This window comes from Rhizobium oryzihabitans, from assembly GCF_010669145.1.
In the GTDB taxonomy this organism is placed as follows: domain Bacteria; phylum Pseudomonadota; class Alphaproteobacteria; order Rhizobiales; family Rhizobiaceae; genus Agrobacterium; species Agrobacterium oryzihabitans.
Genome location: NZ_CP048632.1, coordinates 255,748 through 275,392, shown reverse-complemented (window position 1 = coordinate 275,392; position 19,645 = coordinate 255,748). Strand labels below are relative to the sequence as shown.

At 58.9% G+C, this 19,645-nt stretch carries 18 protein-coding genes and 1 pseudogene; 14 read left to right on the top strand and 5 right to left on the bottom strand.

Annotation, left to right across the window (positions count from 1 at the left end; genetic code table 11):
* Positions 1–35: 35 nt before the first annotated feature.
* Together G3A56_RS01475 and G3A56_RS01470 are read left to right on the top strand one after the other, a co-directional pair.
* Positions 36–272, top strand: coding sequence for a hypothetical protein (locus G3A56_RS01475; protein ID WP_099085282.1), 237 nt, complete (start codon positions 36–38; stop codon positions 270–272).
* On the top strand, positions 272–1,480 hold the full coding sequence (locus tag G3A56_RS01470; protein WP_164056031.1) for a hypothetical protein: 1,209 nt from the start codon (positions 272–274) through the stop codon (positions 1,478–1,480). Before G3A56_RS01475 ends, G3A56_RS01470 begins: the two co-directional genes overlap by 1 nt.
* Positions 1,481–1,858: 378 nt before the next feature.
* On the opposite strand, the gene G3A56_RS01465 is transcribed toward G3A56_RS01470, so the two are convergent.
* A complete protein-coding gene (locus tag G3A56_RS01465; RefSeq protein WP_003495626.1) occupies positions 1,859–2,011 on the bottom strand; it encodes a DUF3309 family protein in 153 nt (50 codons plus the stop codon).
* 785 nt (positions 2,012–2,796) lie between these two features.
* On the opposite strand from G3A56_RS01465, the gene G3A56_RS01460 reads away from it, so the two are divergent.
* Together G3A56_RS01460 and G3A56_RS01455 are read left to right on the top strand one after the other, a co-directional pair.
* Positions 2,797–3,102: a hypothetical protein gene (locus G3A56_RS01460; protein WP_003495622.1), complete on the top strand. Its 306-nt coding sequence runs from the start codon at positions 2,797–2,799 to the stop codon at positions 3,100–3,102.
* 93 nt (positions 3,103–3,195) lie between these two features.
* Complete coding sequence (locus tag G3A56_RS01455) at positions 3,196–3,441, top strand: DUF982 domain-containing protein (protein WP_003495620.1); 246 nt, start codon at positions 3,196–3,198, stop codon at positions 3,439–3,441.
* A gap of 482 nt (positions 3,442–3,923) precedes the next feature.
* On the opposite strand, the gene wrbA is transcribed toward G3A56_RS01455, so the two are convergent.
* Positions 3,924–4,523, bottom strand: coding sequence for an NAD(P)H:quinone oxidoreductase type IV (gene wrbA, locus G3A56_RS01450; RefSeq protein ID WP_035242433.1), 600 nt, complete (start codon positions 4,521–4,523; stop codon positions 3,924–3,926).
* Between the two features lie 278 nt (positions 4,524–4,801).
* Here wrbA and G3A56_RS01445 point away from each other — a divergent pair, with 278 nt between their 5' ends.
* The 6 genes from G3A56_RS01445 to G3A56_RS01420 all read left to right on the top strand — a co-directional run bounded on the left by G3A56_RS01445 (position 4,802) and on the right by G3A56_RS01420 (position 12,777).
* Positions 4,802–5,593 carry a competence/damage-inducible protein A gene (locus G3A56_RS01445; protein ID WP_082184364.1) on the top strand — a complete coding sequence of 264 codons (792 nt, stop codon included), beginning with the start codon at positions 4,802–4,804 and terminating at the stop codon, positions 5,591–5,593.
* Positions 5,594–5,781: 188 nt separating this feature from the next.
* Positions 5,782–6,627, top strand: a complete 846-nt coding sequence (locus tag G3A56_RS01440; protein ID WP_035223055.1) for a universal stress protein — start codon at positions 5,782–5,784, stop codon at positions 6,625–6,627.
* A gap of 281 nt (positions 6,628–6,908) precedes the next feature.
* Positions 6,909–7,406 carry a xanthine phosphoribosyltransferase gene (gene gpt / locus G3A56_RS01435; protein ID WP_035223425.1) on the top strand — a complete coding sequence of 166 codons (498 nt, stop codon included), beginning with the start codon at positions 6,909–6,911 and terminating at the stop codon, positions 7,404–7,406.
* A gap of 837 nt (positions 7,407–8,243) precedes the next feature.
* Positions 8,244–12,062 carry a vitamin B12-dependent ribonucleotide reductase gene (locus G3A56_RS01430; protein WP_082184366.1) on the top strand — a complete coding sequence of 1,273 codons (3,819 nt, stop codon included), beginning with the start codon at positions 8,244–8,246 and terminating at the stop codon, positions 12,060–12,062.
* Positions 12,063–12,176: 114 nt separating this feature from the next.
* Entirely contained in the window at positions 12,177–12,455 is a 279-nt protein-coding gene (locus tag G3A56_RS01425) for a BrnT family toxin (RefSeq protein WP_082184367.1), read from the top strand.
* Positions 12,445–12,777 (top strand): helix-turn-helix domain-containing protein, encoded by a 333-nt coding sequence (locus G3A56_RS01420; RefSeq protein WP_164056030.1) that lies wholly within the window; start codon positions 12,445–12,447, stop codon positions 12,775–12,777. Before G3A56_RS01425 ends, G3A56_RS01420 begins: the two co-directional genes overlap by 11 nt.
* 8 nt (positions 12,778–12,785) lie before the next feature.
* On the opposite strand, the gene G3A56_RS01415 is transcribed toward G3A56_RS01420, so the two are convergent.
* Positions 12,786–14,111, bottom strand: a complete 1,326-nt coding sequence (locus G3A56_RS01415) for an Nramp family divalent metal transporter (RefSeq protein ID WP_082184368.1) — start codon at positions 14,109–14,111, stop codon at positions 12,786–12,788.
* 314 nt (positions 14,112–14,425) lie between these two features.
* Between G3A56_RS01415 and G3A56_RS01410 the strand changes: the two genes are divergently transcribed.
* Together G3A56_RS01410 and G3A56_RS01405 are read left to right on the top strand one after the other, a co-directional pair.
* Positions 14,426–14,791 (top strand): VOC family protein, encoded by a 366-nt coding sequence (locus G3A56_RS01410; protein WP_082184369.1) that lies wholly within the window; start codon positions 14,426–14,428, stop codon positions 14,789–14,791.
* 143 nt (positions 14,792–14,934) lie between these two features.
* On the top strand, positions 14,935–15,162 hold the full coding sequence (locus tag G3A56_RS01405) for a hypothetical protein (protein WP_082184370.1): 228 nt from the start codon (positions 14,935–14,937) through the stop codon (positions 15,160–15,162).
* 25 nt (positions 15,163–15,187) lie between these two features.
* Here G3A56_RS01405 and G3A56_RS01400 read toward each other — a convergent pair whose 3' ends face one another.
* Complete coding sequence (locus G3A56_RS01400; protein ID WP_082184371.1) at positions 15,188–16,921, bottom strand: ABC transporter ATP-binding protein; 1,734 nt, start codon at positions 16,919–16,921, stop codon at positions 15,188–15,190.
* A gap of 230 nt (positions 16,922–17,151) precedes the next feature.
* On the opposite strand from G3A56_RS01400, the pseudogene G3A56_RS01395 reads away from it, so the two are divergent.
* Positions 17,152–18,389: pseudogene (locus G3A56_RS01395) on the top strand (AI-2E family transporter).
* Positions 18,390–18,590: 201 nt separating this feature from the next.
* Here the strand turns inward: G3A56_RS01395 and G3A56_RS01390 are convergent.
* On the bottom strand, positions 18,591–18,971 hold the full coding sequence (locus G3A56_RS01390) for a GNAT family N-acetyltransferase (protein ID WP_246231053.1): 381 nt from the start codon (positions 18,969–18,971) through the stop codon (positions 18,591–18,593).
* 179 nt (positions 18,972–19,150) lie between these two features.
* Here G3A56_RS01390 and G3A56_RS01385 point away from each other — a divergent pair, with 179 nt between their 5' ends.
* The gene (locus G3A56_RS01385; RefSeq protein ID WP_003495586.1) at positions 19,151–19,588 is read left to right on the top strand and encodes a hypothetical protein; all 438 of its coding nucleotides are present in this window, start codon (positions 19,151–19,153) and stop codon (positions 19,586–19,588) included.
* Positions 19,589–19,645 lie beyond the last annotated feature (57 nt).

Genomic DNA, 19,645 nt, shown 5'->3' with positions numbered 1-19,645 from the left:
CAAACAGCCTGTTGAAAACGGGGAAAGCGGGATAAATGACGAAACATGCTGTCATCCCCGCCGGATGCTGGCCTGCTGTCCTTAGAGATGAGCACGCGGCAGCCTATGCCGGCGAAAAGACGGTCGATGCGTTTATCAGCCGTGTTGGAACCGTGTGGCCTCGGCCGTTCATCGAGACCGGAACCGGCAAGGGCAGATTCAGAGCGTGGCGCAAGATCGACCTGGACAAGGCTATTGGCGTAGACGAAAACGCCGACCCGGAAGTGTGGTGATGATCCCCGTCACTATGCCTCCGTATACCTCGTTCAAGACGCTGGCCAACGGATCAACCGGCTACTATTGGACGTGCCCTACCCTATACCGCAAGGCTGGCTGCCCCTACCGCAGCGCGGCTCTTGGCGTCAACCTTTCTCAGGCTGAACTGGTGGCCGCAGCAAAGGTCTGGAATGATCGGCTGGAGGGCTGGCGCAGGGAGAAAGCAAACCCTCGTCACGAGCCCGATACGAGCCGATACGGCACTGTCGAGTGGCTTGTGAACGTCTACCTGTCTCACAATTCTTTTCTGGAGCGCGTAGGCGAGTTTAGCCGGGCCGATTACAAGCGTGTTTTCAAACGCGTGACAGATGTTCAAATAACAAAACCGAATGGTGACAAGGTCAGGTTCGGAGATGCGAAGGTTAACAACGTCGGCGTCAGCACGGCCGAAAAGGTCTACCTGCATTTCTCAGGTGACACCGCCAACCGCATGGGTGAGAAGGTCGTCACCTATTGCAAGGCCATGTGGAAGCGCATGCGGCCGCATCACCCCGACCAGTTCCGAAACGATGTTGCGAACCCATGGGAAGGCGTCACCGTAAAGAGACGTCAGAAGGCGACCAAGGGATATGTTGATCGCAAAGCGGTCTATGAGTTTGCCGACGGGGCGATTGAGAATGGCCGTGGGGAGTTGGCTGCAGCCGCCGTGCTGGCCTTCGAATGGCTGATGCGCCCGTCATCGATCGGAGCCGGCTTTGCGCCGTGGACCGGATATAGAGCATCCGACCATCCCGACAAGATCCGGCTGAAGCATCGAAAGAATGATGCGCTGGCGCTGCACCCGCTCGAGTTCGTCGACGAAGATGGATCGAAAGTCCTGCTCTATTCCCAAGCTGAAGAGGTTCTTCGCAAGGCGCCGAGATACGGCACATCGATCGTGTGTAAGAAGAACGGCCAGCTTTTTGGTGATGGAACGTTCTTGGCTCATGAAGTCAGGGAGATGGCTGACAAGCTCAGGGAGGCGGGGAAACTGTCGGCGCCAGAGTTCAGCCTGGATATGTGCAGGCATGGCGGCATGACGGAGCTTGAGGAGAAAGGCCTTACCGAAGGGCAAGGCAGAGTGCTGTCAAAGCACAAGACGGCTTCGGCCTATCGCGGGTATGCGAAAGAGACAGAGAAGCGCGTTTTAGAGGCCACGAAAAAGCGTTTTGGCCGTTCTGAATAGTCAAAATTTGTGAATGAAATCAATGGCCGTATACGGCGGAAAATGTATCGTTTTGGGTCGTCTTATTCAGAACGCCTACTGAAAACATTACATTTTGTTGGGATTTGCAGTCCTCTGCGTCACCACTCCGCCACGAGGCCTCACACGCTCTTCAATTCGAGCGATGGCGGGCATTTAGAACGAATCCATTTTGGGCGCAAGAGGGTTCGTTCCGAATGTGCTGTTTTTTAGGACCCGATCGAAAAAGCTCGGGCGGCGGCCCTCTAAGCCATTCGAATTTCGTGTTTTTTTGTATCTTCCTCATATTTCAGAAGAAACAACGCCCGCATTGACGCCTTTGCGCCAAGCGGGCGGTTGCTGCATCTTCAATGCTGTCGGTCAAATACGCCCAAGCAAAACCAGGATCAGTACGATGACAAGAACGAGCCCGAGGCCGCCCGATGGGCCATAGCCGTAATTGTGGTAACCCCAGCTTGGCAGAGCGCCGATCAGGAAAAGAATGAGCAGGATAACGAGGATGGTGCCGAGCATGTATAACCCTCCATTATTGGCATGTGTCCTGCCGACTTTAATGATGGAAGGGTGCAAATGGTTCCCGTTTCCTTCGTATGCTGCAACTTGAAGCGAAACGGGCATCCCGTTCCCTTTCAACGGGTTAAACCGTCCTTGACGAACAGTGCGGCCAATTGAGCTCCCGCATGGCGGGAAAAAGCGTCTTCCGTTTCCATGGCTGTAGAAAGATTTGCCGGATAATATCCTCGGGATCCGGAGACTGCAGTCGCATGTCACGGTGCACCACAGGCGCCCTGTCCTGAACATCAACTATGGTAGCTATTTATTCGAGGTAATTTCTCGGTCTATGTATATTAGCGATCACTCGTCATACTTGAAGAAGTCACCCGACCCCTGAAACTGGCGGGAGGACGGAGAGGCCTGGTATCACTGGCAGTGCGCCAGGCCTCCCCCCGCAGGCTCCCACCGCACAGGCATTACCTCTTCAGCCGACAATTACCCCCTCCCCACAGGCACACGGAATTTTGACCGGCGGTGCCGCACGCAGCTCTTGCCTTGCCTCTTTGTCTCCGGTTAGACCCCCGGAATGGGAGGGAGAAACGAGAATCACGAGAATCATATGTCCGGTTTTGCGAACCTCATCCCGCTTTTCATCTTCGGCCTCGTCGTCTACGCTTTCTTTCGCTGGGTTGCGCGCGACATTCAAAATCCAAAGAGCAAATAGCCGGGGCAAATTGTCCCTGCCGTTGTCGGGAACCGCCGCGCCTCCATATCGTTTTCGCAGACGCACTTCGGAGGACAGAATGAAAACGCTCGTATCATCGGCCACTATCGCGCTTGCGCTGGCACTTACCGGATGCACCACAGCCGGGCCGGCCGGCTATGTCGGCCCCGCGCCCTATGTCGAACCCATCCCCGGCAGCATCATCTACAGAGGTCAGCCGCGCACCAAGCTGACGAAGTCGCCGATCGGCAGCACCTTCAGCCATGAATTCCGTATCGACGGCAGCACCAGGGCGGTGGAAACCTACCGTATCGCGCCGGATCGCTCGCTGGAACTCATCGACCGGCGCATCATTCGCGACTGGCTGTTCGGGCGCGACGACTGACCGCACCGCACCCGGCAAAACGGCCCGCTAACGGGATTGCGCATCCCACCCGCTTCGTTTAGAGCCGGGGACGATAACCAATACGGATAAGCGATGAACACGCGCTGGCAAAAACCCGTCCTGATCGCGTTCGAAACGCCGGGCGACTATACGAGTATCGAGACCACACAAGCGGCCTCCTGGGCGCTGATCGAAGATTGGCCGATAGAGGATGGCGACGCGCTGGACAAGGCGCTCTTGGTCTGCGCCGCCGTCGATGCCGGCAAAAAGAAGCCCGAAGATGCGCGCAAGGCCTTCATCGCCGCAGCAATCGAAGCGGGTCTCGATATCAAGGCGTAACAATACGCGCTCTTTGATGCTGAATTTTCAAGATAACGGGTTTGATGGAACGAAACAGATGGAAGCTTCCGGAAACATGAAAAAAGCCCTGTTCATATTCCTCCTCTCCTGCCTCGCAATCGGCCTTCTCGGCCATCTCGTCGTTGCCTTCGTCGTCACCGGCTGAACATGAAATCCCTCTCCGCCGCACGGCGGAACGGTGGCCCGTTAAAAATTCCTAAATTTCATTCTTCTGTTATGGAACCGCGATAGATTTTTTCCGTTCTCTTTTCGATCAAACAAGGAGGATTGAAATGCGTGACGGATTGAACGGTTTTCTAGAAATATCGATGCTCGGCTTCGTGGTCGCAAGCTGCCTTTTCATGGTCAACCTGCCGATCTGACCCGCCTTAAAATCATCCCCTCCGGGACCGGCGATGTGAGACGCCGGAATAAGAAAATGCGGCCTTTCGGGCCGCATTTCTTTTTTCAGCAATTCGGGCTCAAGCCGAAAGCTTGGCGGCAAGCTTCGCCACATGCGCGCCCTGATAGCGAGCAGCTTCCAGTTCGATCTGCGAAGGCTGGCGCGAACCGTCACCGTCGGTGATGGTGGAGGCGCCATAGGGCGAACCACCCTTGATTTCATCGACGCCCATCTGGCCCTGGAAGGCATAGGGAAGACCGACAACGGCCATGCCGTGGTGCAGGAAGGTGGGAATGAAACCGAGGATGGTCGATTCCTGACCGCCATGCTGCGTGGCGGACGAGGTGAAGGCAGAGCCGACCTTGCCGACCAGCTTGCCGTTGAACCACAGACCGCCGGTCTGATCCCAGAAATTGCGCATCTGCGAAGCGACCGTGCCGAAACGCGTGCCGGCGCCAACGATGATGGCGTCATAATCGGCCAGTTCGTCCACGGTGGCGATCGGCGCTGCCTGATCCATCTTGAAGTGCGAGGACTTGGCGACTTCTTCCGGCACCAGTTCCGGTACACGTTTGACGACGACTTCCGCGCCGGTCGATTTCACGCCTTCTGCAACAGCATAGGCCATCGTCTCGATGTGACCGTAAGAAGAATAATAGAGGACCAAAACTTTCGTCATTCTCTTCGTTTCCCTTGTTGGAACTGTTTCCGGCGTACCGGCGATAAGTTTCTTTAAAAACTCGATGATCATCGGCGTTGACCCGTCAAATGTGTGTGAAGGAAAGGTAGCGGACGAGCCCGCATCCCGCCAGCCGGGGATTGGCATACGCACTGTTCACCATGAGTGAACGCAAACTGGCATCGTCAACCATTTCCCGTTTTGCGTTTATTCAAAACCGCTTTGCATTCACGCCGACGCGGCGTTAACGTCGCTCGAAACAGATGACGAGTGCAACCATGTCCAATCCCTCCTCCACCCAATCCGTCGTGACCGCCGCCATGCTCGCCATTGGCGATGAATTGCTGTCGGGCCGCACCAAGGACAAGAATATAGGGCATCTCGCGGATGTTCTCACCATGTCAGGGATTGACCTCAAGGAGGTGCGCATCGTCGCCGACGAGGAGGATGCGATCGTCGAGGCGCTGAACGCCCTTCGCAGCCGTTATGATTACGTGTTCACCTCCGGCGGCATAGGCCCGACCCATGATGACATCACTGCCGATGCGGTATCAGTGGCATTCGGCCTGCCCTGCGAACACGATGCCGAGGCGTTGCGCCTCCTCGGCGAGATGTACCGCGTCCGCGAAATGGAATTCACGGAAGCGCGCAAGCGCATGGCGCGCATGCCAAGAGGTGCAAGGCATATCGCCAATCCCGTTTCCGTCGCCCCCGGCTTCGTCATCGGCAATGTTTATGTCATGGCCGGCGTGCCGCAGGTATTTCAGGCCATGCTCGACAATGTCATGCCGACATTGCGCACCGGTTCGAAGGTCATGTCGCAGGCGGTGCGCTCGCCCTATGGCGAAGGCGACATCGGTACGCCGCTGACGGCCATCCAGAAAGCACACCCTGAAACCAGCATCGGCTCCTACCCCAAATATGACGGACAGCGCTTTTCGACGGAGATCGTCGTTCGCGCCCGCGACGCCACCGTCCTGAAGGCAGCGGCGGACGCGGTAGCGGCGATGATCGAAACAATCGGCGAGGAAAAACGGCTGGCAGCCGGCAAGGGCGATGCAACCGCCTGAGCCGTAAGCGGGTTGACCAAAATCAAGGTGGCGGCCGGCAAAGGCGGCCACTCTCCCCAGAGCATTTCCAGGAAGAGCGGAACCGCTTTTCTGTCCGGACAATGCGAAAAACAATGACCTAGATCGTTACGGCTATTCGAAGACAGGCCAGAACGATCTGAAAACGACGCGTCACCGAGGAGAGAAAAATGGGTTATAAAACGATACTGACAGTGGTCGATAATGTTGCGAACACGCAAAAGCTCGGCGAATTCGTCGTCAGCCTTGCCGACCAGTTTTCCTCCCATGTGATTGGCCTGCACATGGAAACGCTCGCCGCCGTTCCGCTTGTCGCGCCGATGGAAATTCCCGACCCCGCAACCGTCCAGGCGCTTCAGGACGTCGCGCACAAGGAAACCACCGATGTCGGCACGCTTTTCGAGCGCACCCTATCGGCCAATGGCATCTCGCATGAATGGCGCAGCTTCATCACCTCGGTTGGTTACGCCTCCGCATCGGCGATCGACAGCGCCCGCTGCGCCGATCTCATCGTTGCCCGCCAGAGCAGTTCTTCCGCACTCTCCGACAGCCGCTCTGACATTGACGGTTTTCTTTATGAAAGCGGCCGCCCCGTTCTCCTCGTCCCGCATGTGCTCACAGTCGCCAAACCGATCAAGCGCGTGCTGATCGCCTGGAACGGCTCCCGTGAAGCGACACGCGCTACCTTCGACGCCCTGCCCTTCCTGATCGCGGCCGAAAGCGTTGAGATCTTCTCTGTCGATCAGGCCGAGAGCGAAACGCAATCGTCCGGCCTTGCCGGTGCGGAGCTGGCCGCCACACTTGCCCGCCACGGCGTCAACGTCACGGTCACCTCGCAGGAAAAGATCGCCGGTGTCTCGCCGCAGGCGGCCATCGAAAACCGCCTGTCCGACCACAGCATCGACCTTCTGGTCATGGGCGCCTATGGCCATTCCCGCTGGTGGGAGCTGCTGTTCGGCGGCGTGACCCGCACCCTGCTGGATTCCATGACGGCGCTGACGCTGCTGTCGCGCTAGGATACATTGACGTTTGAATGTGGGCCGAGCGCCTGCCGCGTGTTTCTTCTCCCCGCCGGGGAGAAGGTCGCGGCAGCGGGATGAGGGGGCAAGGGCAGTGAGTTACGGCGACGTTGCCCCCTCATCCGACCCTTCGGGCCACCTTCTCCCCGGCAGGGGAGAAGAAACAAGCTGCGATCTTGCAGTCGACACAATGCTCCCTGCGCGGAAAGCTTGCCTTTTTGCCGGTCTTGCGGCTATTAGCCAAAGCCATCGACAATTTTGACCAGATGGTAGACGACATGTCCCTTCCCGATAAAGCCTTTCCCGTATCCTGGGATCAGTTCCACCGCGACGCCCGCGCGCTTGCCTGGCGTCTTGCCGGTCTCGACAAAGAGTTCCGGGCAATCGTCTGTATCACCCGCGGCGGCCTCGTGCCGGCGGCGATCATTTCCCGCGAACTGAACATCCGCATGATCGATACGGTCTGCATCGCCACCCGCCATGATTACGTCAATCAGGGCGACACGGTTCTTCTTAAGGGCGTGGCGCCGGAACTGATGACGGATAGCGGCGAAGGCGTGCTGGTCGTCGACGATCTGACCGATACCGGCAAGACGGCATTGGAAGTGCGCGAAATGTTGCCGAAGGCGCATTTCGCCTGTGTCTACGCCAAGCCGAAGGGCGTGCCGACCATTGACACTTTTGTGACCGAAGTCAGCCAGGACACCTGGATTTATTTCCCCTGGGACATGGGCTTCACCTATCAGGAGCCGATCGCCAAGGGATCGCGCGGCTGATTGCCCACAGAGGAACCCATTTCTCATCCGTCATTCCGGCCTTGAGCCGGAATCCAGCCACGGCGCGTCTGCGCCGTGAGAAGAGTCTCTCGCGATCACGGACTTGATCGCGCTGGACCCCGGATCAAGTCCGTGGTGACGGAGTGCGGATGCACCAACTGCGCAAAACTTCCCCCAGCAATATCCACCCTTTCGCCGTCCCGCCGGGGCGGTTTTTTTGTGGAGAAATGCCTTTTTGACGACAGCGGAAAAACACGGAAAAACCGCAGTGTCGCCTTTATGCCTCACCCCGGAAATGCGGGGTTTTCGCATTCCGCTGCGGAAACCAGCCTCGCGCAAGCTTCAAATTCTCTCGCCAAGTCACTGATTTTTTTGAACGCTTTTGCTTTCCCCGTTTTCCACAGGCTGTTCACACAATATCTTGTGGTTAAAAAACCGTTTCAATCTATGGCTTGACGAATCTATGCCACGGGAGGAAAGTGACAGTTATGTTGCGGCGGCAACGGACCGGAAAGTAACGAGGCCGGTTCCTCTCAATCTCAGCTCGCAAGTCCTTAACGGGGCGTCCCGGCCATCAGGGGGCGGTTCGCCGGTGGATTCCGCGTGCTTTCGAGTACCGCCAAAACATGACGCGGGACTGGCGGCAGGAAGCTGTTGATACTATATTTGGTATTCCACACGATGCTTGCAGCCGAATAAGCCACGAGATACAGGGATCGCATCCAAGGATGAACATCCCTTACAGAACGGCAACAACCGGCTGCGCGCATAGTTCGCACGGCTGGACCGGATTTTTGCGCCCTTCACCGGGCGCCCAATGGACGAGGACAGGAAACCATGCGCATTGAACGCCGCTTCACGAAGCCCGGCCAATCGTCTTACGCGGAGATCGAATTCCGCAAGGCCGTCAGTGAAATCAAGAACCCGGATGGATCCATCGTGTTCCGTCTGGCGGATATCGACGTTCCCGCGCAGTTTTCGCAGGTCGCCACGGATGTTCTGGCGCAGAAATATTTCCGCAAGGCCGGCGTGCCGAAGGTGCTGAAGAAGGTCGAGGAAAACGATGTTCCTTCCTTCCTGTGGCGTTCGGTTGCCGATGAGAAAGCCCTGAAAGAGCTGCCCGAATCCGAGCGTTACGGCTCAGAGACCGATGCGCGCCAGGTTTTCGACCGTCTGGCCGGCACCTGGGCCTATTGGGGTTGGAAGGGCAAATATTTTTCTTCCGAGGAAGATGCACTCGCCTTCCGCGACGAGCTTGCCTACATGCTCGCCACCCAGCGCGTCGCCCCCAACAGCCCGCAATGGTTCAACACCGGCCTGCACTGGGCCTATGGCATTGACGGCCCCGGCCAGGGCCACTTCTATGTCGACCCCTTCACCGGCAAGCTGACCAAGTCCAAGTCCGCTTACGAACATCCGCAGCCGCATGCCTGCTTCATCCAGTCCGTCGAAGACGATCTGGTCAATGAAGGCGGCATCATGGACCTGTGGGTGCGTGAAGCGCGCCTGTTCAAATACGGCTCCGGCACCGGCTCCAACTTCTCCTACCTGCGTGGCGAAGGCGAAAAGCTTTCGGGCGGCGGCAAGTCCTCCGGCCTGATGAGCTTCCTCAAGATCGGCGACCGCGCAGCCGGCGCCATCAAGTCCGGCGGCACCACCCGCCGTGCAGCGAAGATGGTCGTTGTTGATGCTGACCACCCGGATATCGAAGCCTATATCGACTGGAAGGTGAACGAGGAGCAGAAGGTTGCCGCTCTCGTCACCGGCTCCAAGATCGTCGCCAAGCACCTCAAGGCGATCATGAAGGCCTGCGTCAACTGCGAGGCTGACAATGGTGACTGCTTCGACCCGGCCAAGAACCCTGCCCTGAAGCGCGAAATCCGCGCTGCCAAGAAGGACATGGTGCCGGAAAACTACGTCAAGCGCGTCATCCAGTTCGCCGAACAGGGTTACAAGGACATCCAGTTCAAGACCTACGACACGGATTGGGATTCCGAAGCCTATCTCACGGTGTCGGGCCAGAACTCCAACAACTCCGTCTCGCTGAAGGACGACTTCCTGCGCGCTGTCGAAAATGACGGCGACTGGAACCTCACCGCCCGCAAGGACGGCAAGGTCATGAAGACGCTGAAGGCCCGCGACCTCTGGGAAAAGATTTCCCACGCCGCCTGGGCATCGGCCGACCCCGGCCTGCACTTCAACACCACCATGAACGACTGGCACACCTCGCCGGCCGAAGGCCCGATCCGCGCCTCCAACCCGTGCTCGGAATATATGTTCCTCGATGACACGGCCTGCAACCTTGCCTCGCTGAACCTGCTTCAGTTCAAGGATCAGGCAACGAAGCGCATCGACATCGCCGATTACGAACATGCCGTGCGCCTGTGGACCGTCGTTCTCGAAGTCTCGGTCATGATGGCGCAGTTCCCCTCGCGCCAGATTGCCGAACGCTCCTACGAATACCGCACGCTTGGCCTCGGTTACGCCAATATTGGCGGCCTGCTGATGTCGTCGGGCATTCCCTATGACAGCGACGAAGGCCGCGCCATTGCCGGTGCCCTGACCGCGATCATGACGGGCGTTTCCTACGCCACCTCGGCGGAAATGGCCGGCGAGCTTGGCCCCTTCCCGGGCTTTGCACCGAACCGCGACAACATGCTGCGGGTCATCCGCAACCACCGCCGCGCCGCTCATGGCCTCTCCGATGGTTATGAAGGCCTGTCGGTGAACCCGGTTGCGCTCATCCATGCCGATTGCACGGATCAGGACCTCATCGCCCACGCCACTGCCGCCTGGGACAAAGCGCTGGAGCTTGGCGAAAAGCACGGCTACCGCAACGCCCAGACCACCGTCATCGCGCCGACCGGCACGATCGGCCTCGTGATGGATTGCGACACGACGGGCATCGAGCCCGACTTTGCGCTGGTGAAGTTCAAGAAGCTTGCCGGCGGCGGCTACTTCAAGATCATCAACCGTGCGGTTCCCGATGCCCTGCGTTCGCTCGGTTATTCCGAAAGCCAGATCGCCGAGATCGAAGCCTATGCCGTCGGCCATGGCAATCTCAACCAGGCGCCCGGCATCAACCCCTCGACGCTGAAGGCCAAGGGCTTCACCGATGAGAAGATCGAAGCCGTCAACGCCGCGCTGAAGAGCGCCTTCGACATCAAGTTCGTCTTCAACCAGTGGACGCTCGGCGCCGATTTCCTCAAGGGCACCCTGAAGGTCACCGACGAGCAGCTCTCCGACATCAGCTTCAACCTCTTGGAGCATCTCGGCTTCGGCAAGAAGGACATCGAAGCGGCGAACGTTCACGTCTGCGGCGCAATGACGCTGGAAGGCGCACCGTTCCTGAAGGCGGAACACCTGCCGGTCTTCGATTGCGCCAACCCCTGCGGCAAGATCGGCAAGCGTTATCTCTCGGTCGAATCCCATATCCGCATGATGGCGGCGGCACAGCCCTTCATCTCGGGTGCGATCTCCAAGACGATCAACATGCCGAACGATGCGACGGTGGAAGATTGCGGCGCAGCCTACATGCTCTCCTGGAAGCTGGCGCTGAAGGCCAACGCCCTTTACCGCGATGGTTCCAAGCTTTCCCAGCCGCTCAACGCTTCGCTGGTGGAAGACGAGGACGAAGAAGATTTCGTCGAAGAGCTGATCCAGCAGCCGCTCGCCCAGCAGGCCGTGACGATCACCGAAAAGATCGTCGAACGCGTCATCGAGCGTGTCTCGCGCGAGCGTGAAAAGCTGCCGAACCGCCGTCAGGGTTACACCCAGAAGGCAACCGTCGGCGGTCACAAGGTCTATCTGCGCACCGGCGAATTCGGCGATGGCCGCATCGGCGAAATCTTCATCGACATGCACAAGGAAGGTGCCGCCTTCCGTGCGATGATGAACAACTTCGCCATCGCCATTTCGCTCGGCCTGCAATATGGCGTGCCGCTGGAAGAATATGTGGAGGCCTTCACCTTCACCAAGTTCGAACCGGCCGGCATGGTGCAGGGCAACGACGCGATCAAGAACGCCACGTCGATCCTCGACTACGTGTTCCGCGAACTCGCCGTCTCCTATCTCGGCCGCCACGACCTCGCCCATGTCGATACGTCTGACTTCTCCAATACCGCACTCGGCAAGGGCATCCAGGAAGGCAAGACCAACCTGCTTTCCACCGGCTGGACACGCGGTTACAAGCCGACGCTGGTTTCCAGCAACGAAGGCGAACGCTCCGCTTCCGAACCCAAGGGCTCGGCAACGGCAGCCCCCGCCCGCGCCTCGGCCAACGTGACCTCCTTTGCAGGCTCCGCCGCCCGCAAGCTGGAACCGACAGTCGCAATCTCCACCTCGGAAATCGTCTCCTTCAAGCGCGACTATGAAGAGCGCGCCAAGGAACTGGCGGAAGAGATTGCCGAAGAGGTGATCGACGACGTGGCCCAGGAAGCCAACCAGACCGCCACCGCCCTCTTCTCCGACAAGGCCGCCGCAGACGCGGCATCGGCCAAGGCGGAAGCCAAGAAGGTAGAAAACGAACGCCGCATGCGCTCCATTGCACAGGGCTACACGGGCAACATGTGCTCGGAATGCCAGAACTTCACGATGGTGCGGAACGGCACTTGCGAGAAGTGCGATACTTGCGGTGCGACGAGCGGTTGCAGCTAAGTTTTAGCTTAGGCACCAAAAAATGATTAGTCTTGAGGGCTCTTTCAGATATGGAAGAGCCCTTATTGTTTTGATGTTTTATTTATTGCAACTACTGGAAACCCGTAGTTTAGAATGTTACATTTCGAATGGAATGCGCAAAAGGCGTCAGCCAATCTCGCCAAACATGGCGTCAGTTTTGAAACCGCCCGCAGGGTTTTTGACGATCCATTTGCCGTGGATATCGAGGATCGTTCAGCGAATTACGGTGAAGTCCGACGGCGTATAGTAGGTTTGGGCAACGGATTGGTTCTGACCGTGATCTATACCGAACGAAGCGAAGTGATCCGCATCATCTCCGCACGAAAGGCGACACGCGCAGAGCGCAAGGAATATGACGACAATGGCTGGTAAAACCGATCAAACCGACTGGGCCCGTCTTCACGCCATGACCGACGAAGAAGCGGAGGCCAATGCGCTGGCCGACCCTGATAATATACCGCTTTCCGCCGAACAGCTCGCCGCAGCTCCCAGAATGCCGCGCATCAAGATCATCCGCAGGGCTCTGAAGCTGACGCAGGAGGAGTTTTCTGCGCGGTATCATATTCCGCTCGGCACACTGCGCGACTGGGAACAGGGCCGAAGCGAGCCGGATCAACCGGCCCGCGCTTATCTAAAGGTCATTGCCGTCGATCCGGAAGGCACAGCGGCCGCGCTCCGTAAAGGCGCGGCCTGACCCCCGCCTCACCCCATAAAATCCATCAGCAACTTCACATTCAGCGCCGCAATCACCACCGCAATCAGCCACGCAAAAGCCGAGAGCCAGAGCGGTGAGCGCAGCTCGCCCATCTTGGCCTTATCGGCGGTGAACATCACGAGCGGGAAAACGGCGAAGGAGAGTTGCAGGCTCAGCACCACCTGCGTCAGAATCAGCAGCTCCGCCGTGCCACTGTCGCCATAGAAAATGGTGACGCCGGCGGCCGGGACGATGGCGATGGCGCGGGTGATGAGGCGGCGCAGCCAGGGGGCGAGTTGCATCTTCAGGAAACCCTCCATCACGATCTGGCCGGCAAGCGTCGCCGTGACGGTGGAGTTGATGCCGCAGCACAGCAGCGCCACGCCGAACAGCGTCGGCGCAATGGCAAGGCCGAGCAGCGGCGCGAGCAGATTATGCGCCTCCCCCAGTTCCGAGACATTCGTCTGCCCGGTTTTATTGAAGGTCGCCGCCGCGAGAATGAGGATCGAGGCGTTGATGAGCAGCGCGAACATCAGGGCGATGGTGGAATCGAGCGTGGCGAATTTGAGCGCCTCACGCTTTTCAGGCAGCGTCTCGCCGATAGCGCGGGTCTGTATGATGCCCGAATGCAGGTAGAGATTATGCGGCATCACCGTCGCCCCCAGAATGCCGAGCGCCAGATAAAGCATATCCGGATTGGTGACGATATCAGTCGTCGGCGCGAACCCAAGGATCACCTGCCCCCAATCAGGGTCGGCAAGCGCCACCTGAATGGCGAAACACACGGCGATGACGCCAAGCAGCGTGATGACCAGCGCCTCCACCCAGCGGAAGCCGAGTTTTTGCAGATAAAGGATCAGGAAAACATCTAGCGCGGTGATGAGGACGCCAAGCTCAAGCGGAATGCCGAAGATCAGGTTAAGGCCGATGGCCGTGCCGATGACCTCGGCGATGTCAGTCGCGATGATGGCGATTTCGGCGAGCAGCCACAGCACCATCGCCACGGGTTTCGGATAGGCATCGCGGCAGGCCTGGGCGAGATCGCGCCCGGAAGCAATCGCCAGACGCGCGCAGAGCGATTGCAGGACAATGGCCATGATGTTCGAGACCAGCGCGACGGTCAGCAGCGTGTAGCCGAATCTGGAACCGCCGGCGAGCGAGGTCGCCCAGTTTCCGGGATCCATATAACCAACCGCGACGAGATATCCGGGTCCGAAAAAGGCCATGGCCCGGCGAAACGTGCCGGCATTTGGCTTGACCCTGATCGTGCTGTGAACGTCGGAGAGCGAAAGGTCGTCGCCATTCCGCCGCCATCCAAAGACAGGCTTGTCCATCTTGCGAACTTTCAAATGGAATTTTATTAATGCAATTGCAAATCATTCGCATAAACGAGATTGACTGGCAAGCGGGCTTTTGACCTCTTTTTGATGCTGGAGATTGTCGGTCATTTTGCCGGCGTTTATCCCGACACGGGAAGCCCCTGCTCCGGCAGCGCCGCGGGACATCAGGGCAGCTAGATGCGCCCGGAGCGGCGGGTTTTTGCCACCACATGGAGGACTATTTCGTTTGGCGATTGACAGCCGGGATGTCGTGCCGTGTACACAGGCGGTCGATACATTTCCGGCACTATTTCAGAAGGAACAGCGAAGTGAACCTGATTGCCCACGTCGAAATTCCGGTCCTTGATCTTGAAAGGGCAATGCGTTTCTACACCGCCGTTTTTGATGTGAGCTTCGAAGAGATCGTCACCATCCACGATAACCGGATGGCCTATTTCCCCTTCGAGGAGGAAAAGGACGGAGCGAGCGGCGCGCTCGCCGAGGGCGAGACCTATGTTCCGACGAAAGACGGGGCGATTATCTATCTTGGCGTCCAGAATATCGATGATGTTCTTGCCAGAGCCGTTCAGCACGGCAGCGAAGTCCTGTTTCCGAAAACGCCGGTCAACGAGAATCTCTTCGTCGCCGAAATCTCCGACGGCGAGGGAAATCGCATCGCCATCCAGTCCGCCTGAGGCAGCGTCCGCTGCGAAGTTGCCTGAGAAGGTGGCGAGGCGATCCTCACAGCCTTGTCATCGCCCCTGCCCCGTCATTGCGGAACAGCCGCTTGCGTGGCTGCGTTGATCTTTCACGAAGCAACGATAGTCCGGGGAAGTTCATGCGATACGGTAATAAATTCAGCGTGGTGAACCATCCGAGCCGATGGCCGAAATATATCATGGCGCATCGAAGGCCACGCGACTGGCTGATGACGATCAGCGGCATCGTTCTGCTGTTCATCGTCGCTGGCGCCGTCGCCATGGGGTATCTCGTCACCAGCCATCCCGGCAAGCCGGAGCCCAACCCCGGCATCGCCGAGGAACAGGCAGCCGAAAACGGCGTTTAAGCGGCGGCGCAAAACGCGCCGCCCATCAGCTCAGGCCTGCAAGATGCCCGCTGAACTGCGCCTCGTGCAGGCGGCTGTAGTGTCCCTTGGCGGCCAGAAGCTCGGCATGGGCGCCTGTTTCGGCAATGCCCGTCTGGTCCACCACCACGATGCGCGAGGCATCGCGGATCGTCGCCAGCCGGTGGGCGATGACGAGTGTGGTGCGGCCCTTGGCAAGTTCTGTCAGCGACTGCTGGATGGCACGCTCGGTTTCTGTGTCCAGCGCCGACGTCGCCTCATCGAGAATGAGGATCGGCGGGTTCTTCAGAAACATGCGGGCAATGGCAAGACGCTGCTTCTGGCCGCCGGAAAGCTTGACACCGCGCTCGCCGATAACCGTATCGAGCCCGAGCGGCATTGCTTCGATGACGCCATCGAGACGCGCGCGCCGCGCCGCATCCATGATCTCCACATCCGAAGCGCCGAGACGGCCATATTCGATATTCTCTCGGATCGTGCCGCCGAACAGGAACACATCCTGCTGCACGATGCCGATCTGGTTGCGCAGGGAGGCAAGCTTCATCCTGCGAATATCGATGCCGTCAATGGTGATTGAACCGCTGGTAACGTCGTAAAAGCGCGGCAAAAGTGAGCACAGCGTCGTCTTGCCCGCACCCGAGGGGCCAACGAAGGCCACCGTCTCGCCGGCGCTGATCTTCAGATCGATATTGCGCAGAACCTGCTTGCCTTCGGCATAACCGAAGCCAACCTGGCGATATTCAATGGCGCCGGAGAGCGCCGGCGCCTCGATCGCATCCGGCGCATCGACGATATCGGGTGCCGTGTCCAGAAGTTCGGTGAAACGGCGGAAACCGGCAATGCCCTTCGGATAGGTCTCGATGACCGAATTGATCTTTTCCACCGGGCGGAAAAACACGCCGACCAGCAGCAGGAAGCCGACAAAGCCGCCTTCCGTCAGGCTGCCGGTGAGCACGAACCAGGCGCCGCAGATCATCACGATCATCTGCGTCAGGCGCATGCTCATATAGCTGAGCGAGGTGCTGGCCGCCATGATCTTGTAGGCGTCGAGCTTGGTGCGGCGGTATTTCTGGTTGTCCTTCTCGAACAGCGCACGCTCGTGGTCCTCATTGGCAAAGGCCTGCACCACCCGCATGCCGCCAACATTTTCCTCGATACGGGCGTTGAAATCACCGACACGACCGTAGAGCGCGCGAAAATTCTGCGTCATGCGGCCGCCGTAACGGCTCGTCACCCAGGCGGTAACAGGCACGACAGCGGCAGTAATGAGCGCCAGTTGCACATTGACGGACATCATCAAAAGGAAAGCGCCGATGAAGGTCATGATGGCGATGAACAGATCCTCGGGCCCATGATGGGCCACCTCGCCGATCTCCTCCAGATCCTTCGTCAGCCGCCCGACAAGATGGCCGGTCTTCTGGTTGTCGAAATAACGGAAGGAAAGCTTCTGCAGATGATCGAAGGCCAGACGCCGCATGTCGGTCTCGATATTGATGCCGAGCATGTGTCCCCAATAGGTGACGGTCGCCATCAGCCCGGTATTTAGCACGTAGATGACAAGTAGACCCACCGACGCCGCAAGGATGATCGCCCATTCACCACCCGGCAGCAGCACGTCGACAAAGGCCTTCACCGCCATGGGAAAGCCGAGTTCGAGCACGCCCGACAGCACTGCGCAGGAGAAATCGAGGATGAACAGACCGCGATAGGGACGGTAATAGGCAAAAAAACGGCGGAGCATGGCATGACCTGGAGATCGGACGCGGCAACCTTAACACCGCAAGAAAAACGGAGTTCAATTGTCATATTTCAATGCGCGCGCCAAGACCGTTGTTCTATTTTTACCAAAATCGTTCAATAGGCTAGGCAATAAACACACAACGGTAATGTGATCCGATTATATTGCACTTATATGTATCGGTGTGACAGAGTGAATGCACCCTTCGGGGAGAATGCGAGAAAGAGCCTGCCGTGAGTAATATTGACAGCCGTAAGCCCAGTGGCGAACCGAGATGGCTTGGTCCCGCCAGCCCGACGCGGATCGCCCTGATCCCGCCCATCTCGGCTGCGCGCTGGCTGCTCGTTCTCGTCGCCCTTGCCGGCATTTATTTCTTCCACGGCTTTCTCGTCCCCGTTCTCGCCGCCCTCGTCATCGGTTTTGCCAGCTGGCCGGTCTATACACGGCTCTTGCGGCAGGTGGGCGGCAACACCACGCTCGGCGCCACCATCGCCATCATCCTCATCCTCGCCTTCCTCGTCGTGCCGATTTTCATCGCCGCTTCCTATACGGCCAGCGAAATTCGCGAATGGTTTGGCTGGGCCGTTCATGTCAACAAGACGGGCGCTCCCGTACCGGACTGGATCGCCGCACTTCCCGGCGTCGGCCCCTGGTTCGGCGAGCAATGGGTGAAATATATCGGCACGCCGGGCGCCATCGGCGAAGTCATCCAGCTCGTCAGCGGCGCCAATATCGGCAATATCTACCGGGCGATCCTCGCTGCCGGCAATGGCGCCTTCCACCTCGTGCTCACCCTCCTGTTCATGCTGATCGCGCTGTTCTTCGTCTACCGCAACGGTGCCGGCTTCACCCGCCAGGTCGACCTTGTGGGCGAGCGCATCCTGCCGACGAGATGGGAACGCATCTCCCGCGTCGTGCCCGCCACCATCAGCTCCACCGTCACGGGCATGACGCTGATCGCCATCGGTGAAGGCATCATCCTCGGCATCGCCTACTGGATCGCCGGCGTGCCCTCGCCCGTCACGCTCGGTGTTCTCACCGGCGTCATGGCGCTTATTCCAGGCGGCGCGCCGCTCTCCTTTACGCTGGTGTCGATCTATCTCGTCGCCAGCGGCTCCCCGCTTACGGGCTGGCGCTGTTCGTCTGGGGCTCGGTCGAGCTTTTCATCGTCGACAAGACCATTCGCCCGAAACTCGTCGGCGGCCCGATCAAGCTGCCCTTCCTGCCGACCTTTTTCGGCCTCGTCGGCGGCGTCAAGACCATGGGCTTCCTCGGCCTCTTCATCGGCCCGGTGCTGATGGCGCTTCTGGTCGCAATCTGGCGCGAATGGGTGCGCGAAGTGGAACTCTCCGGCACCGCAAGCGCCGAGCTTCCGCCCTCACCGCCCACGCAGGACGATCCCGTTGATGAGGTCGCCGCGCTTGAAGACGATAGCGAGGAAACGACGGCATTTCGGAAAGCCGCTTTCTGATTGCCGACGCCTGCAGTGAAGGGCTTGCTCTAACGCGGCTCAGCTGGGGAAAAATCCCTGAACCCCGCCTCCGTCATGCTCGGGCCTGTCCCGAGCATCTGCGACCGATTGATTTCACGCTACCTGGTTGGATCCTCGGCACAAGACCGAGGATGACGTCGAGTGTGCAGCACGGCTCGCCGGCAAACGCCCGCAGCAGGCTTAAAGCGCCTTTTCCATGAACAGGCTTAGCGGATCAGGCTTGTAGGGTGCGAAGGCTTCGATCTCCACAAACCCCGCCTTGCGGTAAAGGCCGATCGCTTCCGGCTGGCTGATGCCGGTTTCGAGCCGGATGGCGGTTAGGCCAAGCTCCACGCCACGCGCAACAAGCGTATCCATGATCAGCTTGCCGATCCGCAGTCCCCGCGCTTCGGGATCGACGAACATGCGCTTGATCTCCGCCGTGCCATCGCCCGCCTCCACCAGCGCGCCGCAGCCGACGACGCGGCCGTCATGCCGCACGACAAAGAAGGAGACATTGTCCTTTTCCAGCTGGCCGATATCGACCAGATGATTGCTTTCGGCGGGATAAAGCGATGCCATATAGGCGTTGGACAAATCAATGAGACGCAGAACCGCCTCCTGCCGGGGGATTCAAGCTTGATTTCGGGAGTCATTGCGATGCCTGCCTTCTCTATAAAATGCGTATTTCGTCGTAATGTCACTGCAATCCGGATAGATGAGTTTCTAGAGCATTACTCCCGACAGAGGCAACACACACCATGAAAACAGCCCTCGTTCTCATGACCTTTCTAGGCTGCGACGACAGCGCCACCGATTGCCATTACATCGCCACATCGCAGCAGCGTTGGACGAGCATCGAGCTCTGCGACGCGGTTTCCGAGAAGGAACTGGAACGCTACGCCAATGCGTCCTATCCCGTCGTGGTGGCCGTGTGCCAGACGCCGGGCGAGCAGACGCCCCAGACGGCGGGCAACACCCCTGGCACCCAGCCTCCGGCCGCCGCAGCACAGGCTCAGACCCAGCCGCCGGCCAGCGAACAGGTGACGCAGAAGGAAGAAGAGAGCCTGACCCGACAGGCGATCAGCCGCGTCAGCCGTATCCTGCCCTCCACAGAAGGTGTGAAGCACCTTCTCGGCACGCCGGTACGGATGGTTGAAAACAGCTATTCGTGGATTGCCAAGCGGTTCGAGAAATAAGGAAATCCGGGAATGAGACCCTCATGCCTGTGCCTGTCACAGGAATCGAGCCAGCCC

Excerpts from the sequence above, each read along its gene's own strand:
- gpt (WP_035223425.1), top strand. The coding sequence starts at position 6,909 with ATGTCCCTTCCCGATAAAGCCTTTCCCGTATCCTGGGATCAGTTCCAC.
- G3A56_RS01400 (WP_082184371.1), bottom strand. The coding sequence starts at position 16,921 with ATGCTCCGCCGTTTTTTTGCCTATTACCGTCCCTATCGCGGTCTGTTC.
- wrbA (WP_035242433.1), bottom strand. The coding sequence starts at position 4,523 with ATGACGAAAGTTTTGGTCCTCTATTATTCTTCTTACGGTCACATCGAG.
- G3A56_RS01455 (WP_003495620.1), top strand. The coding sequence starts at position 3,196 with ATGAACACGCGCTGGCAAAAACCCGTCCTGATCGCGTTCGAAACGCCG.
- G3A56_RS01440 (WP_035223055.1), top strand. The coding sequence starts at position 5,782 with ATGGGTTATAAAACGATACTGACAGTGGTCGATAATGTTGCGAACACG.
- G3A56_RS01470 (WP_164056031.1), top strand. The coding sequence starts at position 272 with ATGATCCCCGTCACTATGCCTCCGTATACCTCGTTCAAGACGCTGGCC.
- G3A56_RS01430 (WP_082184366.1), top strand. The coding sequence starts at position 8,244 with ATGCGCATTGAACGCCGCTTCACGAAGCCCGGCCAATCGTCTTACGCG.
- G3A56_RS01405 (WP_082184370.1), top strand. The coding sequence starts at position 14,935 with ATGCGATACGGTAATAAATTCAGCGTGGTGAACCATCCGAGCCGATGG.
- G3A56_RS01415 (WP_082184368.1), bottom strand. The coding sequence starts at position 14,111 with ATGGACAAGCCTGTCTTTGGATGGCGGCGGAATGGCGACGACCTTTCG.
- G3A56_RS01420 (WP_164056030.1), top strand. The coding sequence starts at position 12,445 with ATGGCTGGTAAAACCGATCAAACCGACTGGGCCCGTCTTCACGCCATG.
- G3A56_RS01465 (WP_003495626.1), bottom strand. The coding sequence starts at position 2,011 with ATGCTCGGCACCATCCTCGTTATCCTGCTCATTCTTTTCCTGATCGGC.
- G3A56_RS01445 (WP_082184364.1), top strand. The coding sequence starts at position 4,802 with ATGTCCAATCCCTCCTCCACCCAATCCGTCGTGACCGCCGCCATGCTC.
- G3A56_RS01460 (WP_003495622.1), top strand. The coding sequence starts at position 2,797 with ATGAAAACGCTCGTATCATCGGCCACTATCGCGCTTGCGCTGGCACTT.
- G3A56_RS01425 (WP_082184367.1), top strand. The coding sequence starts at position 12,177 with ATGTTACATTTCGAATGGAATGCGCAAAAGGCGTCAGCCAATCTCGCC.
- G3A56_RS01475 (WP_099085282.1), top strand. The coding sequence starts at position 36 with ATGACGAAACATGCTGTCATCCCCGCCGGATGCTGGCCTGCTGTCCTT.
- G3A56_RS01385 (WP_003495586.1), top strand. The coding sequence starts at position 19,151 with ATGAAAACAGCCCTCGTTCTCATGACCTTTCTAGGCTGCGACGACAGC.
- G3A56_RS01390 (WP_246231053.1), bottom strand. The coding sequence starts at position 18,971 with ATGGCATCGCTTTATCCCGCCGAAAGCAATCATCTGGTCGATATCGGC.